Source organism: Kitasatospora sp. NPDC004614, from assembly GCF_042873675.1.
GTDB lineage: Bacteria > Actinomycetota > Actinomycetes > Streptomycetales > Streptomycetaceae > Kitasatospora.
Genome location: NZ_JBIALR010000029.1, coordinates 56,715 through 76,626, shown reverse-complemented (window position 1 = coordinate 76,626; position 19,912 = coordinate 56,715). Strand labels below are relative to the sequence as shown.

At 69.7% G+C, this 19,912-nt stretch carries 13 protein-coding genes; all 13 read right to left on the bottom strand.

Annotated features, from left to right (window positions below; all coding sequences use genetic code 11):
• Positions 1-116 precede the first annotated feature (116 nt).
• Positions 117-1,199 carry an ABC transporter ATP-binding protein gene (locus ACFYST_RS34860; protein ID WP_387868312.1) on the bottom strand — a complete coding sequence of 361 codons (1,083 nt, stop codon included), beginning with the start codon at positions 1,197-1,199 and terminating at the stop codon, positions 117-119.
• The gene (locus tag ACFYST_RS34855; RefSeq protein WP_387868310.1) at positions 1,189-2,241 is read right to left on the bottom strand and encodes an ABC transporter ATP-binding protein; all 1,053 of its coding nucleotides are present in this window, start codon (positions 2,239-2,241) and stop codon (positions 1,189-1,191) included. Before ACFYST_RS34855 ends, ACFYST_RS34860 begins: the two co-directional genes overlap by 11 nt.
• A 16-nt stretch (positions 2,242-2,257) precedes the next feature.
• A complete protein-coding gene (locus tag ACFYST_RS34850; protein ID WP_387868308.1) occupies positions 2,258-3,271 on the bottom strand; it encodes an ABC transporter permease in 1,014 nt (337 codons plus the stop codon).
• Complete coding sequence (locus ACFYST_RS34845) at positions 3,264-4,190, bottom strand: ABC transporter permease (protein ID WP_387637714.1); 927 nt, start codon at positions 4,188-4,190, stop codon at positions 3,264-3,266. The genes ACFYST_RS34850 and ACFYST_RS34845 overlap by 8 nt, the downstream gene beginning before the upstream one ends.
• 78 nt (positions 4,191-4,268) lie before the next feature.
• A complete protein-coding gene (locus ACFYST_RS34840; RefSeq protein WP_387637716.1) occupies positions 4,269-5,891 on the bottom strand; it encodes an ABC transporter substrate-binding protein in 1,623 nt (540 codons plus the stop codon).
• A 270-nt stretch (positions 5,892-6,161) separates the two neighbouring features.
• Entirely contained in the window at positions 6,162-7,181 is a 1,020-nt protein-coding gene (locus ACFYST_RS34835) for an ABC transporter ATP-binding protein (protein ID WP_387868305.1), read from the bottom strand.
• Positions 7,174-8,226 (bottom strand): ABC transporter ATP-binding protein, encoded by a 1,053-nt coding sequence (locus ACFYST_RS34830; RefSeq protein ID WP_387637722.1) that lies wholly within the window; start codon positions 8,224-8,226, stop codon positions 7,174-7,176. Before ACFYST_RS34830 ends, ACFYST_RS34835 begins: the two co-directional genes overlap by 8 nt.
• A gap of 17 nt (positions 8,227-8,243) precedes the next feature.
• Positions 8,244-9,167 (bottom strand): ABC transporter permease, encoded by a 924-nt coding sequence (locus ACFYST_RS34825; RefSeq protein WP_387637725.1) that lies wholly within the window; start codon positions 9,165-9,167, stop codon positions 8,244-8,246.
• Entirely contained in the window at positions 9,160-10,086 is a 927-nt protein-coding gene (locus ACFYST_RS34820) for an ABC transporter permease (RefSeq protein WP_387637728.1), read from the bottom strand. Before ACFYST_RS34820 ends, ACFYST_RS34825 begins: the two co-directional genes overlap by 8 nt.
• Before the next feature lie 138 nt (positions 10,087-10,224).
• On the bottom strand, positions 10,225-11,850 hold the full coding sequence (locus ACFYST_RS34815) for an ABC transporter substrate-binding protein (RefSeq protein ID WP_387637730.1): 1,626 nt from the start codon (positions 11,848-11,850) through the stop codon (positions 10,225-10,227).
• A gap of 345 nt (positions 11,851-12,195) precedes the next feature.
• Entirely contained in the window at positions 12,196-14,100 is a 1,905-nt protein-coding gene (gene typA, locus ACFYST_RS34810) for a translational GTPase TypA (RefSeq protein ID WP_387637733.1), read from the bottom strand.
• Positions 14,101-14,301: 201 nt separating this feature from the next.
• The gene (locus ACFYST_RS34805; protein ID WP_387637735.1) at positions 14,302-16,842 is read right to left on the bottom strand and encodes a SpoIIE family protein phosphatase; all 2,541 of its coding nucleotides are present in this window, start codon (positions 16,840-16,842) and stop codon (positions 14,302-14,304) included.
• Between the two features lie 75 nt (positions 16,843-16,917).
• A complete protein-coding gene (locus ACFYST_RS34800) occupies positions 16,918-19,728 on the bottom strand; it encodes a SpoIIE family protein phosphatase (RefSeq protein WP_387637738.1) in 2,811 nt (936 codons plus the stop codon).
• Positions 19,729-19,912: the final 184 nt, after the last annotated feature.

The following is a 19,912-nucleotide window of genomic DNA, read 5'->3' as shown; positions in this document are numbered from 1 at the left end:
GCTTCACACGCCCCTGAGCCGTCCGGTCCTCACGGATCTCGAAGTCCAATACATCCCCTGAACTGGGGTGTTGCAACGACTCCTAGAACCTGCGCTCGGTGGGGGCCCTCTTCGTGTCAGGTGTTCTCGCGTTCGGCGGCGAAGTGGCAGGCCGAGTCGTGCCGGGCCCGGCCCTCCAGCCACTCCCGGACGGTCAGCGCCGGGTCCTCCCGCTCGCACCGCTCCTGGGCCTTCCAGCACCGGGTGCGAAACCGGCACCCGGACGGCGGGTTGGCCGGCGAGGGCACGTCCCCGATCAGCACGATCCGGTCCCGGGACTCCCGCGCGGTCGGGTCGGGCACCGGGACGGCGGACAGCAGCGCCTGGGTGTACGGGTGGGTGGCGTGGTCGTAGATCTCCAGGTCGGTGCCGATCTCCACCATCCGCCCGAGGTACATCACGCCGACGCGGTCGGAGATGTGCCGGACGATCGACAGGTCGTGCGCGATGAACATGTAGGACAGCTCGAACTCACTCTGGAGCTGTTCCAGCAGGTTGATCACCTGCGCCTGCACCGACACGTCCAGTGCCGAGACCGGCTCGTCGCAGATGATGATCTCCGGCTTCAGCGCCAGACCGCGGGCGATGCCGATGCGCTGACGCTGGCCGCCGGAGAACTGGTGCGGGTACCGGTTGATGTACTCGGGGTTGAGACCGACCACGTCCAGCAGATCCTGAACAGCCTTGCGCCGGTCGCCCTTCGGAGCCACCTCGGGGTGGATCTCGAACGGCTCCCCGATGATGTCGCCGACCGTCATCCGCGGGTTCAGCGAGGTGTACGGGTCCTGGAACACCATCTGGATGTTGCGCCGCACCGCCTTCAGCGCGGAGCCCGACAGGCGCGAGATCTCCTCGCCCTTGTACTTCACCGACCCGCCGGACGCGGGCTCCAGGTTCATCAGCACCTTGGCCAGCGTGGACTTGCCGCAGCCGGACTCGCCGACGATGCCGAGCGTCTCCCCCTGCATCAGGTCGAAGGACACGCCGTCGACGGCCTTGACCGCGCCGACCTGCTTCTTGAAGAGAACGCCCTGGGTCAGCGGGAAGTGCTTGACCAGGTTCCGCACCTCCAGGATGGGTTCGCCGCGCCGCACCTCCTGGGCGAACGCGACCTCCTCGGGGGTGATCGCCCCGACCGGTGTGGCGCCGTCAGCTGTCATGGAGGGTCTCCTTCCAGAAGAAGCACGCGCTGCCCCGCCCGGCCAGCGGCGTCCCGTCGTCCTCGGTCACCTGCGCCAGCGGCGGCACCTCCTGCCGGCACACCTCCTGCGCCCGCGGGCAGCGCGGGTTGAACGCGCAGCCGGCCGGGATCCGCAGCAGGTTGGGCGGCAGGCCCTTGATCGCGTAGAGCTCCTGGCCCTTCTGGTCGAGACGCGGAATGGAGTCCAGCAGGCCGCGGGTGTACGGGTGCGCGGGGCTGGCGTACAGGTCGTGCACGGGGGCGGTCTCGACGATCCGGCCCGCGTACATGACGGCGATCTTGTCGGCGACGTCGGCGACCACACCGAGGTCGTGGGTGATCAGGATCAGACCCATGTGGTACTCGGCCTGGAGCTCCGCCAGCAGGTCCATCACCTGCGCCTGGACGGTGACGTCCAGCGCCGTGGTCGGCTCGTCCGCGATGATCAGGTCCGGCTCCAGGGCCAGCGCCATCGCGATCATGATGCGCTGCCGCATGCCGCCGGAGAACTGGTGCGGGTAGTCGTCCACCCGCTCCGCGGCGGCGGGGATCCGCACCCGGTCCATCAGTTCGACGGCCTTGGCCCTGGCGTCCTTCCGGTTGCTGCCGCGGTGCGCCCGGTACATCTCGCCGAGCTGGTAGCCGACGGAGAGCACCGGGTTCAGCGAGGACAGCGCGTCCTGGAAGATCATCGCGATCTTCTGCCCGCGGATCTTCCGGCGCTCGTCCTTGGACATCTTCAGCATGTCCCGGCCGCGGAACAGGATCTCCCCCTTGGGGATACTGGCCGGCGGCATGTCGAGGATGCCCATGACGGCCTGCGCGGTGACGGACTTTCCGGAGCCGGACTCGCCCAGCACGGCGAGCGTCTCACCCGCGCTGACGCTGCAGTTGACGCCGTTGACGGCCCGGACGACGCCGTCGCGGGTCTTGAACTCGACGTGCAGGTCCTTCACGTCCAGCAGCGGGCCGGTGTACGGCTCCTCGCGGGCCGGGCGGGCCTGGTCGGCGGCGGTGGTCATGTGCCTCTCCCCTCGCTCAGCGCAGCTTCGGATCGAGGGCGTCGCGCACCGCGTCGCCCAGCATGATGAAGGCCAGCACGGTGATGGAGAGCGCCGCGGCCGGGAAGAACAGCACGAACGGCGCCTGCCGGATCACCTTCTGCGCGGAGGAGATGTCCACGCCCCAGGAGATGGTCGGGTCCTGCAGGCCGATGCCGAGGAAGCTCAGCGTCGCCTCCGCCGTGATGTACCCGCCCAGCGCGATGGTGGCGACCACGATCACCGGGGCGATCGCGTTCGGCAGGATGTGCCGGAACATCAGCCGCCCCGTCCCGGCGCCCAGTGCCCGCCCGGCCACCACGTAGTCCGACTGCTTGACGGTGATCACCGACCCGCGCATCACGCGCGCCAGTTGGGTCCAGCCGAGGAAGGCCAGCGCGATCACCACCGACCACACGTTGCGGGTGGCGAACGCGTTCAGCAGCACCAGGGCGCCGAGCAGCAGCGGGATGCCGAAGAAGATGTCGGTGACCCGGGACAGCACCGCGTCGACGCTGCCGCCGAAGTACCCGGCGACCATCCCGGTCAGGCCGCCCAGCAGGGTGACCGCCAGGGTGACGCAGATGCCGACCGTGATCGACGCCCGCGCCCCGTAGATCACCCGGGCGTAGATGGACCGGCCCTGCCCGTCGTAGCCGAACCAGCCGGCCCCGAAGAAGTCCGTCCAGTTCGGCCGGCGCAGGTAGTTGTGGAGCAGGTCGGAGGCCCGTGGATCGGTGCTGGTGAACAGCTGCGGGAAGACCGCGATCAGGATCAGCAGCACGATCAGCGCCGCCGAGACCAGGAAGATCGGCCGCCGCCGCAGATCCCGCCAGGCGTCGCCCCACAGGCTGCGGGCCTGCTCCCGCTTGCCGGGGTCCGGTTCGATCAGCGAGTCCCGCTCCACCGCCAGGCCCTGCTGGCCGACGTAGTCCAGGTGGTCGCTGTCGGTGGGGTTGATGTTCCGCAGCGGATCGTGGTCGTCCGGGAGGGACTCGTTGCGGTCAGGCATAACGGATCCTCGGGTCCAGGACGGCGTACAGCAGGTCGACGATCAGGCTGGCGAGCAGGTACACCATCACCAGCACCGTGACGATGCCGACCACCGTCGGGCCTTCCTTCTGGTTGATCGCCCGGTAGAGGACGTTGCCGACGCCGGTGATGTTGAAGATGCCCTCGATGACGATCGCGCCGCCCATCAGCGCGCCCAGGTCGGTACCCAGGAACGTCACCACCGGGATCAGCGAGTTGCGCAGCAGGTGCCGCCCGACGATGGTCCGCCGCGGCAGGCCCTTGGCCACCGCTGTGCGCATGTAGTCGGCGCGCAGGTTCTCGCCGATCGAGGTCCGGGTCAGCCGGGCCACGTACGCCAGCGACAGCGAGGCCAGCACCAGGCCGGGCAGGATCAACTGGGTGATGTCCCGGGAGTCCTGGACCGTCGCCGTCACCCAGCCCAGGTTGATCGCGAACACCGTCTGCGCGATGTACCCGAGCACGAACACCGGGATCGAGATCACGATCAGGGTCAGCAGCAGCACCGCGGTGTCCGCGACACTTCCCCGCTTCAGGCCGGCGATCAGGCCCAGCGGCAGACCGATCACGATCTCGAAGAAGAACGCGACCAGCGCGAGCCGGATGGTGACCGGGAAGGCGTCCTTCATGATCTCGGAGACCGGGCGGCCGGTGAAACTGGTGCCGAAGTCCAGGTGGAAGATGTTGTTCATGTAGTGCAGGTACTGCTTCCACAGCGGCTGGTCGAGGTAGTACTGGTGCTTCAGGTGGGCCACGGTCGCCGGGTCGGCCGCCTTGTCGCCGAACATCGCCGCGATCGGGTCGCCCGGCAGGCTGTACACCATCAGGAAGATCAGCAGCGTGGCCCCGAAGAACACCGGGATCATCTGGAGCACGCGCCGCAGGACGTAATGACCCATGGGAGCCCTCCCTCCGAGGGGGTGGCCGGTGTGGCCCCGCCCTCCGTGCGGGGAGGGCGGGGCCGGCGCCGGACGGGATCAGCTCTTGACCTCGACCTGGGTCCAGGCCGGGTTGCCGAAGGAGTCGAACGACACGTTCTGCACCTTGTTGGAGTAGCCGGAGTTCGTCCGGTAGTACCAGAGCGGGATGGCCGGCATGTCCGTCGCCAGCTGCGCCTCGGCCTGCTGGTAGCCGGTCGCGGTGTCCTGGATCGACGCGGCCTTGTCGGCCTCCGTGGCGAGCTTGTCGAACTCCGGGCTGGAGTAGCCGGTGTCGTTCGAGGCCGCGCCGGTGCGGTACACGTCCGCCAGGAAATTCGCGTTCAACGGGTAGTCCTGCACCCAGCCGGTCCGGAACATGCCGTTGATCTGGTGCCCGGTGATCGCCGCCCGGGCGGTCTTGAAGTCGGTCTTCGGGTCACCGGCGCAGTTCACCCCGGTCGTCTGCCGGATCGAGTTGCAGACCGCGTCCACCCACTCCTTGTGACCGCCGTCCGCGTTGTAGGTGATCTTCAGCGAGTTCCCGGGGACGCCACCGCCCTCCTGGATCAGTTGCTTCGCCTTGTCCGGGTTGTACGTGCAGAAGTCCCCGCACGTCCCCGCCTTGTAGCCCTCCACCCCCTCCGCGACCCACGCCGACGCCGGCGCCCGCGAACCCTGGAGCACCGTTCTGGTGATGGTGTTCCGGTCGATCGCCATCGACAGCCCCTGCCGGACCTTGGCCTTGTCCGCCCCTTGCCACTCCGGCTGGTACAGCGTGAACCCGACGTTCTGGATCCCACCCTGCGGAGCGTCGATCGCCCGAGAGCCCAGATCCCCCTTGTAGTTCGCCAGTGCCGACGGCGGCACCTGGTCCATCACGTCCAGGTTGTTCGACTGCAGGTCCGCGTAGGCCGCCTCCGCGTTGGTGTACATCTTGAACACCACGCCGCCGTTCTTCGGCTTGTCCACCCCCTGGTAGTTGGCGAACGTCTTGGTGACCACCTGCGAGTTGTGGTCCCAACTCACGAACTCGTAGGGCCCGTTGCCCACCGGCTTCTGCCCGTAGCCCGCCGGGTCCTGGTAGAACCCCTCCGGAAGCGGCGAAAAGGCCACGTACCCCAGCTTGTACGGGAAGTACGAGACCTTGTGGTTCAGCTTGATCGTGAAGTGCGTCCCGTCCTGGACGGTCAGCCCCGACATGGTGTCCGCCGTCGGACTGCCGCTCTCCGGGTGGACGTCCGGGTAGCCCTGGATGTCCTCGAACCACGAACTGTTGATCTGGTTGTTCTTGGTGTTCGCCGCCCAGTTCCACGCGTCCACGAAGCTCTTCGCCGTCACCGGCGTCCCGTCGTGGAACGTCCAACCCGACTTCAGCGCCACGGTGTACGTCTGCGCGTCAGTGGTGTCGATGGTGTCCGCGACCTGGTTGCGCAGCTTCCCGGTGGCGGGGTCGTAGTCCACCAGGCCCTTGAACAGGTTCTGCACGATGCGCCCGCCACCAACCTCGTTGGCGTTCGCCGGCTGCAACGGATTCTGCGGCTCGGAGCCCTGGTACGTGAACGTCTTGGCGGCATCCGACGGACCGTTGCTCGAACTGCCGCCACCACCACAACCCGTGGCCATCAGGGCCACGGACGTCGCACTGACCACGGCCCGGCGCACACGGGTGCCTGAAGGCATGGAGCTTCCTCCTCAAGGGTGCATGACGCATCTCACCTCATGAGAAGTGCCGCCGAGCGGTCACGCGACCACAGCGCAGCCGGACGGAGCACACCAACCAGGGGCGCTGGGGGTACCCCCAGGCGAAGCCGAGGGGGCGGAACTGCGCGAAGCGGAAGGCACCCACCAGCAAGATCGCGTCGCGGGCAATGACTTGCCGTTGATCGCGACCTGGCTGATGGGTGCCTCGTTGCTCGCGCAGTTCCCCGCGCCCCTGCAGGTGCGTCCTACTTACGCCGCGCTCGCGACCTCGCGCTCAGCGGCGAAGTGGCACGCCGACTCATGCTTGGCCTCGCCGGTCAGCAGCTCCGGAACGGCCAGCAGCGGCAGCTCCGTGGAGCAGCGCTCCTCCGCCTTCCAGCAGCGGGTGCGGAACCGGCAGCCGGACGGCGGGTTCGCCGGGGAGGGGATGTCGCCGGTGAGGATGATCCGCTCGCGGCTCTCGCGGCCGGTCGGGTCGGGCACCGGCACGGCGGACAGCAGCGCCTGGGTGTAGGGGTGGGTGGCGTGCTCGTAGATCTCGGCGTCGGTGCCGATCTCGACGATCTTGCCGAGGTACATCACGCCGACGCGGTCGGAGATGTGCCGGACGATCGACAGGTCGTGCGCGATGAACATGTAGGACAGCTCGAACTCGCTCTGGAGCTGCTCCAGCAGGTTGATCACCTGGGCCTGCACCGACACGTCCAGCGCGGAGACCGGCTCGTCGCAGATGATGATCTCCGGCTTCAGCGCCAGGCCGCGCGCGATGCCGATGCGCTGACGCTGGCCGCCGGAGAACTGGTGCGGGTACCGGTTGATGTACTCGGGGTTGAGACCGACCACGTCCAGCAGATCCTGAACGGCCTTGCGGCGGTCGCCCTTCGGAGCCACCTCGGGGTGGATCTCGAACGGTTCCCCGATGATGTCGCCGACCGTCATGCGCGGGTTCAGCGAGGTGTACGGGTCCTGGAACACCATCTGGATGTTGCGCCGCACCGCCTTCAGCGCGGAGCCCGACAGCCGGGAGATGTCCTCGCCCTTGTAGAGGACCTGGCCGGCGGTCGCCCGCTCCAGGTTCATCAGGACCTTGGCGAGGGTGGACTTGCCGCAGCCGGACTCGCCGACGATGCCGAGGGTCTCGCCCTTGTCGAGGGTGAAGGAGACGCCGTCGACGGCCTTGACCGCGCCGACCTGCTTCTTGAAGAGGACGCCCTGGGTGAGCGGGTAATGCTTGACCAGGTCGCGGACCTCCAGGATGGGCTCAGCCATGGAGGGTCTCCTTCCAGAAGTGGCAGGCGCTCTTGCGGCCGGCGAGCTCGGCCCCGTCCCGGTCGGTGACCTGGTGCAGGGCGGGGATCTCGGTGCGGCACAGGTCGGTGGCCACGTCGCAGCGCGGGTTGAACGCGCAGCCGGCCGGGACCTTGTAGAGGTTGGGCGGCAGGCCCTTGATCGCGTAGAGCTCCTCGCCCTTCTGGTCGAGGCTCGGGATCGACCGGAGCAGGCCCTTGGTGTAGGGGTGCGCGGGGCTGGCGTACAGGTCGTGCACGGGGGCGGTCTCGACGATCCGGCCCGCGTACATGACGGCGATCTTGTCCGCGACGTCGGCGACCACACCGAGGTCGTGGGTGATCAGGATCAGACCCATGTGGTACTCGGCCTGGAGCTCCGCCAGCAGGTCCATCACCTGCGCCTGGACGGTGACGTCCAGCGCCGTGGTCGGCTCGTCCGCGATGATCAGGTCCGGCTCCAGGGCCAGCGCCATCGCGATCATGATGCGCTGCCGCATGCCGCCGGAGAACTGGTGCGGGTAGTCGTTCACCCGCTGCGCGGCGGCGGGGATGCGGACCCGGTCCATCAGTTCGATGGCCTTGGCCTTGGCCTCCTTGCGGGAGGCGCCCTCGTGGACGCGGAACATCTCACCGAGCTGGTAGCCGACGGAGAGCACCGGGTTCAGCGAGGACAGCGCGTCCTGGAAGATCATCGCGATCTTGCGGCCGCGGATCTTCCGGCGTTCCTCGTTCGACATCTTGAGCATGTCCCGGCCGCGGAACATGATCTCGCCGGCGGTGACCCGGCCGGGCGGCATGTCGAGGATGCCCATGATGGTCTGCGCGGTGACGGACTTGCCGGAGCCGGACTCGCCGAGCACGGCGAGGGTCTCGCCGGCGGCGACCGAGTAGTTGACGCCGTTGACGGCCTTGGCGATGCCGTCCCGGGTCTTGAACTCGACGTGCAGGTCGCGGACTTCGAGCAGCGGGGTGCCGGGGACCAGGCGGTCCTTGGTGGCAGTGGTCTTCTCGGGTGCGGTGGTCATGATGCGGGCCGCCTCTCTCAGCGCAGCTTCGGGTCGAGGGCGTCGCGCACCGCGTCGCCGAGCATGATGAACGCCAGCACGGTGATGCTGAGCATGCCGGCCGGGAAGAACAGCGCGAACGGCGCGGTACGGAGGACCTTCTGGGCCGAGTTGATGTCGATGCCCCAGGAGATGGTCGGGTCCTGCAGGCCGATGCCGAGGAAGCTCAGCGTGGCCTCGGTGGCGATGTATCCGCCGAGCGCGATGGTGGCGACCACGATCACCGGGGCGATCGCGTTCGGCAGGATGTGCTTGAGCATGATCCGGCCGGTGCCGGCACCGAGCGCCTTGGCGGCGGTCACGTAGTCCGACTGCTTGACGGTGATCACCGAGCCGCGCATCACGCGGGTCATCTGGGTCCAGCCGAGGGCGACCAGGGCGAAGACCACCGACCAGACGGTGCGGGTGGTGAAGGCGTTCAGCACGACCAGCGCGCCGAGCAGCAGCGGGATGCCGAAGAACATGTCGGTGACCCGGGAGATCACCGCGTCGACCCAGCCGCCGTAGTAGCCGGCGACCATGCCGGCCAGGCCGCCGAGAATGGTGACGCCGGCGGTGACGCAGATGCCGACCACCACGGAGGCGCGGGCGCCGTAGATCATCCGGGCGTAGATGGACCGGCCCTGGCCGTCGTAGCCGAACCAGTCCGCCTGGAAGAAGTGCAGGTAGTTCGGCTTGCTCAGGTAGTGCAGGCGCAGGTCGCCGGCCCGCGGGTCCACCGAGGTGAACAGGCTGGGGGCGATCGCGAAGGCGATCAGCAGCACGATCAGCGCCGCCGAGATGATGAAGATCGGCCGCTTGCGCAGGTCGTGCCAGGCGTCCGAGCCGAGGCTGCGGGGCTTCTCCGGCTTGGGCTCGGCGGAGCCCTGCGCCGGGGCGGTCTTCTCGATCAGGTCAGGCATACCGGATCCTCGGGTCCAGGACCGCGTAGAGCAGGTCGACGATCAGGCTGGCGGCCAGGTACACCAGCACCAGCACGACGACGAAACCGGAGACGGTCGCGCCCTCGTTGAGGTTGATGGCGTGGTACAGCGCGTTGCCGACGCCCTTGACGTTGAAGATGCCCTCGGTGACGATCGCGCCGCCCATCAGGGCGCCGAGGTCGGTGCCCAGGAAGGTCACCACCGGGATCATCGAGTTGCGCAGCAGATGGGTACCGATGACCTTGCGCCGGGGCAGGCCCTTGGCGATCGCGGTGCGCATGTAGTCCGACTTGATGTTCTCCGCGATGGAGGTGCGGGTCAGTCGGGCGACGTACGCGAGGGACAGCGAGCCGAGCACGATGGCGGGCAGCATCAGCTGGCCGAGGTTCATCGAGTCCTGAACGGTCGGGGTGATCCACTTGAGCTGGATCGCGAAGACGTTCTGGAAGATGAAGCCGAGCACCGGGACCGGGATCGAGATCAGCAGCAGGGTGAACACCAGGGTGCTCTTGTCGAACGCCTTGCCGCGGCGCAGGCCGGCCAGCAGGCCGATGCCGACGCCGACCACCAGCTCGAAGAGGAAGGCCAGCAGCGCCAGTCGGATGGTGACCGGAAGGGCCTCACCGATGACGTCGACGACCTTGCGGCCGGACAGGGTCTCACCGAAGTTTCCCCGGAACAGGTCCCCCATGTAGTTGAGGTACTGCTGGCCGATGGAGACGTCGAGTCCCATCCGGTGCTTGAACGCCGCCAGCTGTGCGGGGTCGGCGGCCTTGTCTCCCCACATGGCCGCCGCCGGGTCGCCGGGCAGCATGCGGGTCATGAAGAAAATGATCGTGACCGTGCCCAGGAACACCGGGATCATCTGGAGCAGTCGCCTAGCGACAAAGCGCCCCATCGTGCCTCCAATTTACTGCTCTGACGGGCCGTCATCCCGATCAGAGTTCTTGGCGTGACAACGGCCGGTGCCGGTCCGCCCGGTGGGGCGGGGACGGACACCGGCCGTGTCGGTTCGAGCCGCGCGGTGCCGGCTCGGTTACTTCTGCTTGACCTCGACCTGGGTGAACACCGGGTCGCCGAACGAGTCGTACTTCACGTTCTGCACGTTCTTCGAGTAGCCGGTGGTGGTCTTGTAGTACCAGAGCGGGATGGCCGGCATGTCCTTGGCCAGCTGGGCCTCGGCCTGCTGGTACAGGGCGGCGGTCTCCTCGACGGTGGTGGCCTTGTCCGCCGCGGCGGCCAGCTTGTCGAACTCCGGGCTGGAGTAGCCGGCGTCGTTGGCGTCGGCGCCGGTGCCGTACACGTCGCGCAGGAAGTTGGCGTTCAGCGGGTAGTCCTGCTGCCAGCCGGTCCGCATCAGACCGTCGACCTTCTTGCCCTTGATCAGGTCACGGGCGCTCTTCATGTCGGGCTTCGGGTCGCCGACGCACTCCACGCCGGTGGCCTGGCGGATGGAGTTGCAGACCGCGTCCACCCAGTCCTTGTGGCCGCCGTCGGAGTTGTACAGCACGGTGATCTTGTTGCCGGGGACGCCGCCGCCCTCGGCGATCAGCTGCTTGGCCTTCGCCGGGTTGTAGGTGCAGGCCTCGCCGCAGGTGTTGTCCTTGTAGCCCATGGCGCCCGGGGCGACCCAGGTGTTGGCGGGCTGGCGGGAGCCGTTGAGCACCGTCTTGGTGATGGTGTCGCGGTCGATCGCCATCGACAGGCCCTGCCGGACCTTGGCCTTGTCCTGGCCCTTCCAGGAGTCCTGGTAGAGCGAGAAGGACAGCGCCTGGATGGAGCCCTGCGGCTGGTCGACGGCCCGGTCGCCCAGGTCGCTCTTGTAGGAGGCGAGGTCGCTCGGGTCAACCTGGTCCAGCACGTCCAGGTTGTCGGAGACCAGGTCCTTGTACGCGGCCTCGGGCTGCGAGTAGCTCTTGAAGACGACGCCGCCGTTCTTCGGCTTGTCGACGCCCGCGTAGTTGTCGTAGGCGGCGAGGGTGATCGCCTTGTTGTGCTCCCACGAGACGAACTTGTAGGGGCCGTTGCCGATCGGCGCCTGACCGTACTTCGCCGGGTCGGTGTAGAACACCTTCGGCAGCGGCGCGAAGGCGGTGTAGCCGAGCTTGTACTGGAAGTACGACACCGGGCCGGTCAGCGCGATGGTGAAGTGGGTGTCGTCGACGACCTTCAGGCCGGACATGGTGTCGGCGGTCGGGTCGCCCTTGGCCGGGTGGACCGCGTCGTAGCCCTGGATGTCGGAGAACCAGTTGGAGTTGATCTGGTTGTTCTTGACGTTGGCGGACCAGTTCCACGCGTCCACGAAGGACTGCGCGGTCACCGGGGTGCCGTCGTGGAAGGTCCAGCCGGACTTCAGGGTGACGGTGTAGTTCTGCGCGTCGGTGGTCTCGATCTTGTCGGCGACCTGGTTGCGCAGCTGGCCGTTGCTGGGGTCGTAGTCCACCAGACCCTTGAACAGGTTCTTGATGACGCGACCGCCGCCGACCTCCATGGCGTTGGCGGGCTGGAGCGGGTTCTGCGGCTCGGTGCTCTGGTAGCTGAACGTGCCCTGAGCGTTGGCCGGCCCGGAAGCGCCGTCCGAAGAGCCGCTGCCGCAAGCAGTGGCGGCGAGGGCGACCGCGACGGCCGCGACAACCCACTTGGCCTGGCTGGCACCGCGCATGGGTGTGCCTCCTGAAATCGTGTTACAGATCGCTCGCGGCCTGGCGCGCACCCCTGCGCAGGAGCCTCGACCCGAGCTCGACTGCACCCACTATCGGTCACCCTTGGATACGGAATTGACCAATCCAGATTTCAATTTGGTCACATGAATGTTGGATGAATCTCAAAAATCGGACATTGCAGACATAGCCAGACAGGGGCGAAACGGACAGTTGTCACAGATGACGATCAGTGACGTCCGATTAACGAACACCCCCTCTCCAGCCGTCCATGACGGAGAGTCACCAAAAACACGACCGGCCGGCGTCCCGAAGGACACCGGCCGGTCGGCCGAAACTGGCGGGCGTCAGCCCTTCTTGGCGCGCGACGCGGTGCGGCCGCGGTCCTTGGCGTCCAGGACGACCTTGCGGATGCGCACGGTCTCCGGGGTCACCTCGATGCACTCGTCCTCGCGGCAGAACTCCAGCGACTGCTCCAGCGAGAGCTTGCGCGGCGGGACGATCGACTCGGCCACGTCAGCGTTCGAGGAACGCATGTTGGTGAGCTTCTTCTCCTTGGTGATGTTCACGTCCATGTCGTCGGAGCGCGAGTTCTCGCCGACGATCATGCCCTCGTACACCTCGGTGCCGGGGTCGCAGAACAGCACGCCGCGCTCCTGCAGGTTGGTCATCGCGAAGGCGGTGACCACGCCGGAGCGGTCGGCGACCAGCGAACCGTTGTTACGGGTCGTCAGGTTGCCGAACCACGGCTCGTAGCCCTCGTGGATCGAGTGCGCGATGCCGGTGCCGCGGGTGTTGGTGAGGAACTCAGTCCGGAATCCGATCAGGCCGCGGGACGGCACCACGAACTCCATCCGGACCCAGCCCGAACCGTGGTTGGACATGTTGTCCATCCGGCCCTTGCGGATGCCCATCAGCTGGGTGACGGCGCCCATGTGCTCCTCGGGGACGTCCACCGTGAGGCGCTCGACCGGCTCGTGGGTCTTGCCGTTGACCTCGCGGGTGACGACCTGCGGCTTGCCGACGGTCAGCTCGAAGCCTTCCCGGCGCATGGTCTCGATCAGGATGGCCAGCGCCAGCTCACCGCGGCCCTGCACCTCCCAGGCGTCGGGACGCTCGGTCTCGAGCACGCGCAGCGAGACGTTACCGATCAGCTCGCGGTCCAGGCGGTCCTTGACCTGGCGGGCCGTCACCTTGCGGTCGACCTTGCCGGCGGACTTGGCGTCCGCGCCCTTGCCGGAGCCGCCCTTGCCGACCAGCGGCGAGGTGTTGGTGCCGATGGTCATCGAGATCGCCGGCTCATCGACGGTGATCAGCGGCAGCGCGATCGGGTTCTCGGGGTCGGCGAGGGTCTCACCGATCATGATGTCGCCGATGCCGGCGACGGCGCAGATGTCACCGGGGCCGGCCACCTCGGCGGGCTTGCGGGTGAGCGCCTCGGTCATCAGCAGCTCGGAGATGCGGACGTTCTGGATCGAGCCGTCGCGCTTGATCCAGGCCACCGTCTGGCCCTTGCGCAGCTCGCCCTGCTCGACGCGGAGCAGCGCGATGCGGCCGAGGAAGTTGTCGGCGTCCAGGTTGGTGACGTGCGCCTGCAGCGGGGCGTTCTCGTCGAAGGTCGGGGCCGGGACGTGCTCCAGGATGGTGGAGAAGAACGGCTCCAGGTTCTCGGAGTCGGCCGGCACCGTGCCGTTCTCCGGCTTGGTCAGCGAGGCCACGCCGTCACGGGCGCAGGCGAAGACGATCGGGAACTCGATCTGGTCCTCGTCCGCGTCCAGGTCCAGGAACAGGTCGTAGGTCTCGTTGATGACCTCGTCGATCCGGGCGTCCGGACGGTCGGTCTTGTTGATGCACAGGATGACGGGCAGGCGCGCGGAGAGCGCCTTGCGCAGCACGAAGCGGGTCTGCGGCAGCGGGCCCTCGGAGGCGTCGACCAGCAGGACGACCGCGTCCACCATCGACAGACCGCGCTCGACCTCGCCACCGAAGTCGGCGTGGCCCGGGGTGTCGATGATGTTGATGGTGATCGGCGCGCCGCCGTCCTTGGGGTGGTACTTGACCGCGGTGTTCTTCGCGAGAATGGTGATGCCCTTCTCGCGCTCCAGGTCGTTCGAGTCCATCATGCGGTCGTCGAGCTGCTGGTGGGCCGCGAAGGCACCGGCCTGCTTGAGCATGGCGTCGACCAGAGTGGTCTTGCCGTGGTCGACGTGGGCGACGATGGCGACGTTGCGGATGTCGTTGCGCGTGGGCATGCGGCGCTGATTCTCCCGGAATCGTGGGTCACGGTGCCCGGCCCGCGTCAGCATTCACCGGTCCACCCACCGGGCACGGCACATGCCTCGGCTTCTCCCCATCGTACGGGGAAGCCCGCAATGGAGCAGAAACGGGCAGCCGGTCGAGGTTTGAATCACAACGGCCCGGCACCCGCTTCCGGTACGAACGGACGCCGAAGCCTAGAGGGACAGCTCGAACCAGACGATCTTGCCCTTGGGTGTGCGGCGGCTGCCCCAGCGCTCGGCCAGCAGCGAGACGAGCTGCAGGCCGCGGCCGCCCTCGTCGGTCTCCTGGGCGCGGCGCTGGCGCGGTTGGGCGTAGGCGTCGTCCCAGACCTCGCAGACCATGGTCTTGTCGCGCAGCAGGCGCAGCCGGATCTCGCCGCGGCCGTGCCGCAGGGCGTTGGTGACGAGTTCGCTGACCAGCAGTTCGGAGGTGTCGACGAGCTCGTCGAGGCCGCGTTCCAGCAGCCAGCCGCAGGCGGCCTCGCGGGCCCGGGCGACCGAGGTCGGCTCGGGCGGCAGCCGCCAGTCGCCGACCGAGCCCTTGGGCAGCGCGTGGACCTTGGCCATCAGCAGCGCGATGTCGTCCTCGCCGTGGTGCGGGTTGAGCTCCTCCAGCACCTGGTCGCAGAGCTCCTCCAGCTGGTCGGAGCCGTTGGTGAGGGCGGTGCGGAAGGCCTTCAGGCCCTCGTCCAGCTGGTGCTTGCGGGACTCCACCAGTCCGTCGGTGTACAGGCCGAGGACGGCGCCCTCGGGCAGGTCGACGGTGACCTCCTCGAACGGTTCGCCGCCGACGCCGAGCGGCAGGCCGGGCGGCACGTCGAGCATCCGGGCGCGCTCGCCGGGGGCGAGCAGCACCGGCGGGAGGTGGCCGGCGTTGGCGAAGGTGCAGCGCTGCTTGACGGCGTCGTACACGGCGTACACGCAGGTGGCGAGGTAGACCTCGGCGCCGGCCCGGTCCGGTTCGGCGTCGTCGTTGCCGAGGCCCCGGGCGATCTCGTCGAGGGCGGAGAGCACCTCTTCCGGGTCCAGGTCGAGCATCGCCAGGGTGCGCACGGCAGTGCGCAGTTGGCCCATCGCGACGGCGGCGCGCAGGCCGCGGCCCATCACGTCGCCGATCACCAGGGCGGTGCGGCTGCCGGGCAGCGGGATGACGTCGAACCAGTCGCCGCCGACCTCGGTGTTGTTGTTGCTGGGCAGGTAGCGGCGGGCGATCTCCAGGCCGGACGCGGCCGGGTTGCCCGGGGGCAGCAGGCTGCGCTGCAGGATCAGCGCGCGCTCGTGCTCGCGGCGGTACAGCCGGGCGTTGTCGACGCAGACGGCGGCGCGGGCGACGAGTTCCTCGGCGATCGCGACCTCGCGGGCGTCGAACGGCTCGCTGCCGATGGCCCGGGACAGCTGCACCAGGCCGAGCACCTGGTCGCGGGCGACCAGCGGCACCACCAGGGTGGAGCGCAGCAGCGGGTCGGGCCCGGGCTGCGGGACGACGCTGCGGCCGGTGCGCAGCGCGCGGGCGTGCGGGGAGCGCGGCGGGTAGCAGAGCGTGCCGCCGGCCTCGGCGACCCGGACGCCGCCGCGTTCGCTGCCGAGCACCGACGGGGCGTTGCCGACCACGCTGGAGACGGCGACCCGGCGCAGTTCGCCGTTCTCCGGGTTGGCGGTGAGCGAGGAGTCGCCGGTGAGCAGCGCGGTGTACAGGTCGACGGTGGCGACGTCGCAGAACTGCGGGACGATCACGTCGAGCAGTTCCTTGGCGGTGGTCTCCAGGTCGAGGGTGGAGCCGATGTGGGTGGACGCCTCGTTGAGCAGGGCGAGGCTGCGGCGCACGCCGGCGGCCTCGCGTTCGGCGATGTGCCGGCTGGTGACGTCCTGGACCTGTCCGGCGACGCCGATCGGGCGTCCGCCGGCGGCGGTGAGGCGGTACAGCGAGACGGCCCAGGTGCGGTCGTCCTCGCGGGCGGCCGGGCGGCCGGGGCGGGCGGGGCCGGACAGCCGCAGGTCGAGGACCGGCTCCTGGCCGGTGAGGACCTTGCGCAGGGCGAGCAGCAGCCGGTCCGCGTCGGAGGGCCGGAACACGTCGCCGGGGGCGAGGCCCTGCAGGGCGGCGGGGCTGCGGCCGACGCCGGTGGCGAAGGCGGCGTTGACGCGCTGCAGCTTCAGGTCGGTGTCGAACAGGAAGAAACCGGTGGGGGTCTGGCCGATGACCGCCTCGGAGGCGGCCAGGTCGGTCTCGATGGCGCGCAGCCGGCCGAGGTCGACGGCCAGGCAGGTGGCGGAGCCGTCGGCGCTGTCGGGCATCGCGTAGACCTCTGCGAGGCTCTCCGCGCCGGACAGGTCCCGGTAGGGGGCGGTGCCGACCCACTCCTCGCCGGACAGGATGCGTTCCAGCCGGGCCCGGCCGCGCTGCCACAGTTCGCGCGGGACGAACGCGGTGATCGGGTCCGCGCCGACCGCCTCGGCGGCGGGCACGCCGAAGAATTCGGCGGCCCGGTCGCTCCACTGCGCGATCCGCCCGTCGGGGCCGATCGCGAAGGTGGCGACCCGGATGTAGTCGTAGATGGTGCCCGAGGAGGCCTGTTCCCAGCCGTCAGGGAGGGTGGCAGGCACCGTCGGGGCACCCGGCTGCTCCGGCAGTGCGGCTCGGCCGCTGCTGCCGTGCGTCGTGTTCCGTGCCGGGAAGCTGTTCAACGGACCGACCCCTCCAACCCGCGCGCCCATCCGGTGTCGAGACGACCGAGTATTTCGATGTCCGAGTATTCATCATTCGGGCGTGGACGCACACGCCCTTCAACGTCACAACATCGACTCGGGTGGTTGAACGTCCGAGTCTGCCAGTTCGAACCAGACGACCTTGCCCAGCCCCTCCGCCCTGGTTCCCCAGCGCAGCGCGAGCCGGCGGACCAGTTCGAGACCGCGCCCGCCCTCGTCGCCGGCGCTCGCGTGCCGCTCCCGGGGCGGGTCCGGCAGCGGGTCGGAGATCTCCACCAGCAGCACCTCGCCGAACGTGAGCCGGACCCCGATCGGGGCGCTGGCGTACCGGACGGCGTTCGTGACGAGTTCGCTGACCAGCAGTTCGGCGGTGTCGGTGAGTGCTTCGGCGCCCCAGTCGGCGAGTGTGTGGCGGACCAGCCGGCGGGCCCGGGAGACCGCGGTCGGCTCGGCCGGCAGGGTCCAGCCGGCGGTGGGGGCGTCCTCCCGTTCCCGGCCCAGCCGGGCCAGCAGCAGCGCCACGTCGTCGGGTTCGCGGCCCTGCTCCATGGTGTCGAGGACGGCCTCGCACGCCTGCTGGATCGAGGCGTACGGCTGTTCGAGCACGCTGATCAACCTCCCGAGTCCCACGTCCAGATCCTTGTCCCGGGACTCCACCAGCCCGTCCGTGCACAGGGCGAGCAGGCTGCCGTCGGGGATCTCCATCTCGATGGATTCGAACGGCACCCCGCCCACGCCGAGCGGCGCACCGGAGGGCAGATCGAGCACCTGGCCGGCGCCGCCGGGCAGCGGGCCGCCGGAGCGGGCCGGCTCGGCGTCGGCGCCGGGCACCACCAGGACCGGCGGGATGTGGCCGGCCTTGGTGACGGTCAGGTTGCGCCGCGCGGGGTCGAACACCGCGTAGACGCAGGTGGCGAGCAGGGCCTCGTCGGGGCCCTGGGCGAGGTCGTCGGCGAGCTCGTGGACATGCCGCAGGACCACCTCGGGCGCCAGGTCGAGGGCGGCCAGCACCCGGACCGCGGTGCGCAGCCGGCCCATCGTGGCGGCGGCCCGCAGGCCGTGACCCATCACGTCGCCGACCACCAGCGCGGTGCGCTCGCCGGGCAGCGGGATGACGTCGAACCAGTCGCCGCCGACCTCGGTGCCGCTGGAGCCCGGCACGTACCGGTACGCCACCTCGACGCCGGCCGGCTGCGGCACCTGCTGGGGCAGCAGGGTGCGCTGCAGGGTGAGCGCGGCCGTCCGCTCGCGGGCGTACAGCCGGGCGTTGTCGAGCGAGCTGCCGGCCCGGTCGGCGAGTTCGACGGTGAAGGCCAGGTCGTCGCGGTCGAAGCCCTCCCGGTAGCCGGCCCGGCTGACCACCAGCAGGCCGATCACGATGCCGCGGGCCCGCAGCGGCACCACCAGCCGGGAGTGGATGCCGAGGTCGCGGGCGGCCTCCACCTTGGGGTCGCCGGGGAAGGACAGCGCCTCCAGTTCGGCGCCGGTGAGCAGTTCGGGGACGCCGCGGCGCAGCACGCGGCCGAACACCGAGTCGTCCTCGAAGGTGATCCGGGCGCTGCGCCGGAGCATGGTCTCCACCGCCGGCCCGTCCTCGACGCCGGCCACGCCGAGCTGCAGCAGCGAGGTGCGCCGGTCGTGGCCGTGCCGGGGCAGGTCGTCACCGTGCGCGACGGCCTGCAGCAGGATCACCGCGGCGTAGTCGGCCAGCCGCGGGACCACCGCGCCGGCCAGTTCCTGGGCGATCATCGAGGCGTCCAGCAGGTCACCGACCCGGGAGCCGAACTCGTTGAGCAGCGACAGCCGCCGCCGGGCGCCCTCCACCTTGGCCACCGCACGGTAGCGCTCGGTGACGTCCATCGCGGTGCCGGAGATGCCGAGCACCCGGCCGGCCCGGTCGGTCATCCGGCTGAACGAGATCGACCGGTAGCCGCCCCGGCCGCTGTTCGGCGAGGCCAGCGTGACGTCGATGACGGGCTCGCCGGTGGCCAGTACCTGGCGCTGCAGGGCGGTGATCTCGTCGGTGGAGCGCTCCGGCATGGTCTCGCCGGTGGTGCGGCCGATGTGCGCCTCGGCGGGCAGGTTGTTCATCTCGGCCAGCGTGCGGTTGACGGCGGTGTAGCGCAGGTCGGTGTCCAGCACGGCGATGCCCAGCGGGGACTGTTCGAACAGCGCGTCGCGGACCGCGAGGTCGCGTTCGACGGCGCGCAGCGCGGCGGCCTCGGTGAGCGCGGCCTGCACGTAGGGGGCGCCGTCGCCGTCCACCAGCAGCGACAGCCGGACCTCCACCTCGACCGGCATGCCGTACCGGTCGCTGATGCCGGTGAAGCCGTGCCAGGAGCCGCGGCTCAGCGTCTCCTGGAGGGCGGCCCTGGCGCGCTGCTGGTCGGCCGGGTCGGACAGCAGGTCCTCGATCGCCCGGCCGACCAGCACCTCGCTGGGCCAGCCGAGCATCTCCTCGGCGGTCGGGCTCCACAGCACCACCCGGCCCGCGGTGTCCAGGATGACGATCGCCACCCGCACCACGTCGAGCAGGCTGCCGCCCTCGGTGCGGCGGCTCGGGTGCAGCGTGGTCGGCGCGGCCTCGGAGCGCGCGGCCGGGTACTGGCCGGGCCCGCCGGGGAACGCCCGGGCGGGGCGGCCGCGGGACGTACCGCTGCTCCGGGCGGACGGTTCGAGCCCGGCGGGGCGCTGCCCGGCGACGGGGCCGGCGGACGGCCCGGGGGTGGGCGGCGGCGGTTCGTGGCCGGGGCGGCGGCGCAGGCGGGCGCGGGCGGCCGCGCTGCCGGACCGGTCGGCGCCCCGGGGCAGTGCGGGGCCGCTCGGCCGCCGCGGCCCGCGCGGGGGCAGGCCCGACGCCTCGTGCTCTTCCCCGCCGTCACCCGGCTTCGCCACCTACGGGGCCTCCGGCCGTCGCTGGAACACGCCGCCGACGGGCTGCCGGGGCATGGGCCGTCGCCACGGCCGCGCCGAAGCCGGCCCACTGATCGTGACGAATCAAGCCGAACACTGCCATACCCAGGGAAACGCGCAGCTATCCCGGCATACGGGTCGTCTGTCCGATTGGCGTACAGAACGG